Annotated in this window: 1 protein-coding gene; it reads left to right on the plus strand. The window is 63.0% G+C overall.

Going from position 1 to position 219, the window contains the following annotated elements; all coding sequences use genetic code 11:
* On the plus strand, positions 1-219 hold a 219-nt coding region (locus tag AK963_RS34785; protein ID WP_175404860.1), incomplete at both ends, for a hypothetical protein.

Here is a 219-nt window from a genome sequence, read left to right on the forward strand (position 1 = left end):
TGCAGGGGTTCGGGATCGAGAAGAAAGGCGAAGGCCGGTTCGGGCTGACCGAGGGCAGTACCGCTGCCGGTTTTGGCCTCCAGTTTGCCTCTGGGGTTGGCTCTCTGGCACCGTCCATGATACCCGGCGGTGTGGCCAGTAAAGGGTTGTCGGCACTGGGCATGAAAGGGCTTCAGGCATCGGGTGCAGCGGCAGCAGTGACCGGTCTGGAAGATGCCA

This window comes from Endozoicomonas atrinae (genome assembly GCF_001647025.1).
In the GTDB taxonomy this organism is placed as follows: domain Bacteria; phylum Pseudomonadota; class Gammaproteobacteria; order Pseudomonadales; family Endozoicomonadaceae; genus Endozoicomonas; species Endozoicomonas atrinae.